At 68.2% G+C, this 5,288-nt stretch carries 5 protein-coding genes and 1 pseudogene; 4 read left to right on the top strand and 2 right to left on the bottom strand.

Going from position 1 to position 5,288, the window contains the following annotated elements; translation table 11 throughout:
- Positions 1-504: 504 nt before the first annotated feature.
- On the top strand, positions 505-1,341 hold the full coding sequence (locus tag AB0N02_RS47180) for an alpha/beta hydrolase (RefSeq protein WP_363961717.1): 837 nt from the start codon (positions 505-507) through the stop codon (positions 1,339-1,341).
- Between the two features lie 126 nt (positions 1,342-1,467).
- Positions 1,468-2,202, top strand: a complete 735-nt coding sequence (locus tag AB0N02_RS47175; RefSeq protein WP_363961715.1) for a helix-turn-helix domain-containing protein — start codon at positions 1,468-1,470, stop codon at positions 2,200-2,202.
- 307 nt (positions 2,203-2,509) lie between these two features.
- On the opposite strand, the gene AB0N02_RS47170 is transcribed toward AB0N02_RS47175, so the two are convergent.
- A complete protein-coding gene (locus tag AB0N02_RS47170) occupies positions 2,510-3,520 on the bottom strand; it encodes a hypothetical protein (protein WP_363961719.1) in 1,011 nt (336 codons plus the stop codon).
- A gap of 117 nt (positions 3,521-3,637) precedes the next feature.
- Positions 3,638-3,835: pseudogene (locus AB0N02_RS47165) on the bottom strand (helix-turn-helix transcriptional regulator); the annotation flags it as partial.
- Positions 3,836-4,062: 227 nt separating this feature from the next.
- Here AB0N02_RS47165 and AB0N02_RS47160 point away from each other — a divergent pair.
- The gene (locus AB0N02_RS47160; protein WP_363961713.1) at positions 4,063-4,239 is read left to right on the top strand and encodes a hypothetical protein; all 177 of its coding nucleotides are present in this window, start codon (positions 4,063-4,065) and stop codon (positions 4,237-4,239) included.
- Positions 4,236-4,559, top strand: coding sequence for a hypothetical protein (locus tag AB0N02_RS47155; RefSeq protein WP_363961711.1), 324 nt, complete (start codon positions 4,236-4,238; stop codon positions 4,557-4,559). Before AB0N02_RS47160 ends, AB0N02_RS47155 begins: the two co-directional genes overlap by 4 nt.
- Positions 4,560-5,288 lie beyond the last annotated feature (729 nt).

Raw genomic sequence — 5,288 nt, 5'->3', positions numbered from 1 at the left:
CTGCACGCCGTAGCCGCTCTCTTTCCGGCCGCCCAGCATCCTGGGGGAGGCTGAAGCAATCCGCTGAGGGGTCCTCCAGGGTTGATCGCCGTAGCTGAAGCTGCACTGCGGGAAGGAGCGCAGGGCTGAGGGCCTTCCCACGGTGGGTGAGGCTGCTTTAAAACTCCTAACGCAATGATCCTGGCGATGGCGCGCTCGTTCGGCGGCGGCGCTCGTCCGTAGCGCTTCGCGTAGTAGCTACCTGAAGGTAAACCGCAGCGCGAGGTCAATCACTTCCGTCGCGGAGTCGTTGAGTGCTCTGTCTTCCAGGACGAAACGGAACGGTTCGACAAGACCTTGTTTGCGAAGACACTCGTTTTGGCCGGCGAGCCTGCAGGACTCATCGTCGACGCTCTTGACCAGGCCGAAGCGGTGTAGTGCGACGTGTGCTTCGTACACGTCGCGTGTGAGCCCGACGACATTTGTCCAAGACCGACAGTCGGCAGCCCATGCATCGTCTTCTGCATGAGTGAGTACAACCTTGAGCAGTCGCATGGGATGCACGTGGTCCACGACGGCCCGCGGGAGGCGCCGCCGCTGTTGCTCATACACGGATCGGGGTTCTCGGGCGCTTCCTGGAGCCCGGTGGTCCCGGCACTCGCCGGCCACCATCACGTCATCCGGGTCGACCTCCCGGGCTGCGGCCAGTCCCCGCCCGCACCGTCATACGACGTGCCCGTGCAGGCGGCCCGGGTGGCGGCGGTGCTCGACAACCTCGGCCTTTGTCGCGTCACCACGGTCGGGCACTCCAGCGGCGGCTACATCGCCACCGCGCTTGCCGAACAGCGCCCCGACCTGGTGAGGTCGCTCGCGCTGATCAGCACCGGCCCGAGTCCCGATGCGCTCCTGCCGCAGCCGTTGCCCCTTCGGGTCCTGCTGGCTCCGCCTCTCGGCCCGCTCCTGTGGCCGAGGCGTTCGGACGCGATGATCCGCAGGGGGATAAGCGCGACGTGCGCTCGCCCTGTGGATATCCCAGACGACTTGGTCGCCGATGTACGGGGCACCACGTACCGCACGTTCAGGACGGTGCTGCGCCGCAACACCGCGTACATCGCTCAGCGGAGCGTGTCCGAACGTCTCGCCACCCTCGAAGTCCCGATACTGGTGATCTTCGGCACTGCCGACCGCCGCTGGGAGCCGTCGTCTGCGCACCAGTACGACGCGGTGCCGAACGCGCGGGTCGAGCTGCTGCCCGGCGCCGGGCACATACCCATGTTCGAAGCGCCCGAGACGACCGGCGAACTGCTGCTGGGCTTCACGGCAACGGCCGCTGACAGCCCGCCGGTGATCCCTAAGGCCTAGAATGGTCACGTGCTGTCGACCGGGACGTCATCCGACTGGGCGTGGGTGGACATCGCAGTCCCGCGCCGGTCAGGTCGGCTGCCAGGGATCAGCATGGCCGGGTTCCGCCAACGTGCCCCCGCACTCGTGGACATCGCCATGGTCGCGCACCCATCCGTCACCCTGATCATCGACCTGAGCGAGGGAGAAGGCCTCGTCTACGACACCCATAGCCGACACGAACGCGGCAGTGTCGTCATCGGGCTCCTCCCCGGCGATCTTCGAGCAGCTGGCCGGGGGGTCGGCGAGTGCCTCCAGATCCGGCTGGAGCCGGCCGCAGTAGCTGCGGTGTTCGGCGCAGCTACCGAGCTCAGCGGGACGGTGGTATCCCTCGAGGATGTCTGGGGCCGCGACGCCGGACGAGCCGAGGACAGGCTGCGCGCCGCCGCGTCGTGGGACGAACGGTTCACGATCGCGGTGGAAATCCTCGGCCGACGGCTGGGCGCCCGCCCACCCGTCGATCCGGAAGTCGTCTACACCTGGCGGCGGACACTCACCAGCCGGGGGCGGGTGCGGGTCGACGGCCTGGCGGACGAGGTCGGCTGGAGCCGCAAGCGCCTGTGGTCCCGCTTCCGGTCCCAGCTGGGCATCACACCCAAACGCGCCGCCCGACTGGTGCGGTTCGACCACGCCGCCCACCTTCTCGCGGCGGGTCACGCCGCCGCCAGCGTTGCCGCCGAGAGCGGCTACGTCGACCAGCCCCACCTCCACCGCGAGGTCAAGGCATTCGCCGGGCTTACGCCCACGGCCGTAGCCGTCGCGCCGTGGCTCGCGATTGACGACGTTGCGTGGCCGGTCAGGGCAGTTTCGTCCGCGGAATGATTTCGACCGTGGAGGGCTGGCTTGAACGTCACGGGATTAGTCCGGCATCTCGCGTCATGGTAACGACCGGGGGCCTGTTCCCGCAGGTCACGATGCTCGGCTAAGAAGTCCTGGCAAAATGTGGTCAGCGGGTGAGGCGTCGCCAGCAGACGATTGCCAGCGCGAGGGCCAGGAAGGCCTCGTGGATGTCATCGCGGATGCGGAGCCGGGAAAGATCGTGCCCCTTGCCAGTCGGTCGGAACACCCACCTCCGGAGCGCGAACCCATAGAACTGTCGGCTCAAGAGCCCCCGATCCGGGTAGCGTCCCTAGGCGGGCCGGTCGGTAGTTACGAGTGCGTGGAACTCGCGGGCTGCGGGCAGGCTCCGGGCCTGCTGGGGGAGGGACGCCAGGAGCTCGACCGCGATCCTGCGCCGGGCAGCCGTGACAGGGAGGGGCGCCACGACATCAAGGGCGTGGCTGAGACCTTCGGTCACATCCCGGTCCCGGATCAGCCCCCATGCCCGAATTAGGCCGATATTGGCCTTTCCGCCGACCTTCTCCGGCGGGGACGCCGCGAGAGCCTGTTCCAGCAAAGGCATGGCGGCCACGGTGCCTCCAAGCTTGATGAGCGTGAAGGCCTCGGCGTACTGGACGCTCGCCAGCGGCATGCCCCACACGGAGATGTGGTCGCCGGTCACGGCGTCCGGCAGGCGCTCGTAGGCGTTTCTGAGGTCTTGGAGGGTCCTGTGGGCGAGATCGGCCTGCCCTTGTGCGGCCAGGACACGACTGCGGGTCTTCAGCGCCTCGACGAGACCGTGACACGGGTGGTCGCCTGCGAGGTACAGAGCCTCTTCCACCAGGGTGTTCGTGGCCGACCCGAGACGGCGCAGGTAGAACGACTGAGAGGACTCGATGGCACGAACCCAAACCCTCAGCTCACGATCCCCTGAGGCATCGGCCGCCGCACGGGCGGAGCGCCAGGAACGCCAGCCCGCCCGGGCACTTGACGCCTCGGCCAGATCGAGCGCCAGGAACGCCGAGAGCTGGGCGTAGACCTTGAGCAGGGTGGCGCGTTCAGTGGATGTCCGGGGGCGGGCCAATGCCTGGTCCAGGTCGCGGATGTCACCTGCCAGGTCGGTGACCCTGGAGCCCGGCGGCTCGGTCCACACGCCTTGGGCGTAGTCCCAGGCGATCTGCTCCCAGTCTTCCGCGCTGTTGTCGGAGGCGTGGCCGGTGAGCTGGCGGAGTCCCGAATGGAGGGCGTCGACGGCGGAGGCGGAGATGCCGGAACCGGCACTGAGAACCGTCAGGAACTGGAGAAAAGCGCGACGTTCCACATCGTCCTCATTACGGGATGGTGGATTTGTGTCTCTTCCACTCTTACGTATCTCGTCAACTTCGGCAATAAGGGCGCGAAGTGCAATAAGTTGCCCGCCTGCGGCCAGCGCGTTGTCGATTCCCCTGACATGGTCGAGGTGTGGGCGGCCGAGCCCACGCTCCCATCTCGACAGCTCACCTTGGTCCACGAGGGCGGCTTTGGCCAGCTCACGCTGGGTCAGATGGCGGACCTCGTCGCGCCAGTGGAGGATGCAGACGCCGAGCAGGTGCCAAGGTGACACATCGGGGCGAGCCGGTTTGCTCGCATACGCCATGAGATCTCCCGCTGATGGGGGATGGGGGAAGGCACCCCATCGGAATTTCCCTTGGAAGCTTCCTTAACTTCTTCCACTATGGCATCCGTAAGCAGAAAAGGCCCTGTAAAGCGACGGGTCAGCCTGACGCGCCACACATCCAGGCGACTCCTGATCAGGAAATGAGGTCCTGGCCCGTGACCCGGATTAAAAGCACCTCCTCCGTTTCCGTAATCCCCGGATGGCGGGTGATCCTCAGCGACGAAGGGCGGCTGTGGGCCTCCCGGGGCGTTCCGTTCACGCAGGCGCAGTTCGACGCCGGGGCGGAGCGGACGGTCGACGCCGACAGCCTGGAGGAGTTGCGGGCCGAGGTCGACCGGCAGGAGGCCGCGGCCTCCCGGGCGGCGGGACAGGCCGCGTCGTGATCTGGCGTCGCTCCCGCGATCCCGGCCGTCACCGTGACGGGCAGGCCACCGCCTCCACCCCGGTGAAAACCCTCCGCCCATGGGATGGTCACGCCCGCGCCGAGGCCGAACGGCTGACCCGCGCCTGGAACGGGTGGACCGTCCTGTACGGCCCCGGCAGTCGCCGCTTCTATGCGGTCGCGGCCTGGCCGACGCCCGAGCCCATGGTCCTCGACGACCGCACCCCCGATGGTCTTGAGGCCCGGATGCGGGAGGCGGAAGCGGTCATGGTCACCCGGTACGGAGCCCCCGCCGCTCCCCACGGCCTCCGTACCCCCTGAAGCAGGCGCGGCGGCGTCCTTCCCCGGCGCGCCGCCGCGCCGTACGACGTGCGGCCCGGGAAGGAGGGGTCCCGGGCCGCACATCTTCGCGCGGTTCCCGGCACACATCGAGGAAGCGGGAACCGCACCGGTCCGCACCACGCCCTCCCGCCGGGATGGACGTGGATCCCGGTGCCCGGCCGGACCCCACTTCCGGCCGGGTACCACTCCGGCCCGATGTCATGACCGAAAGACGCTCACCGGGTCGCACGCCGCTCATCGGCGCCGGACCGCCCCGTGCCGCCCCTCGCCGTACCGGCGCCCTGGGATGTCACAGTGCGGTGAGGAGTGAGGGACGGCACGGACGCTGGGGACAGTACGGCGGGGCGGGATGGCATGGCATGGCATGGCATGGCGGAGCGTGGCGTGGTGTGGTGTGGTGTGGCGGAGCGTGGCGGGATGGCGTGGCGTGGCGTGGTGTGGTGTGGCGGGATGTCAACGGGCCGGAGGGATGCTCTTTACACGGTCCCGGCGAGCGAAGCAGGGCGCACTGGCCAACGATCAGTTGGGTGGGCATCAGTCGTCTCACCGAAGCGACCGTCCCACGGGCGGGAAGGCCCTCAGCCCTGCGCTCCTTCCCGCAGTGCAGCTTCAGCTACGGCGATCAGCCCCGAACCGAACCCCGCACTGATTGCTTCAGCCGCCCAGACTCCGATGGGCGGCCGGAAAGGGAGCGACTACGGTCTGCGC

It is taken from the genome of Streptosporangium sp. NPDC051022 (assembly GCF_040683035.1).
GTDB lineage: Bacteria > Actinomycetota > Actinomycetes > Streptosporangiales > Streptosporangiaceae > Streptosporangium.
Note: the sequence above shows the minus strand (reverse complement) of the source record. Positions and strands in the feature narration are given on the sequence as shown.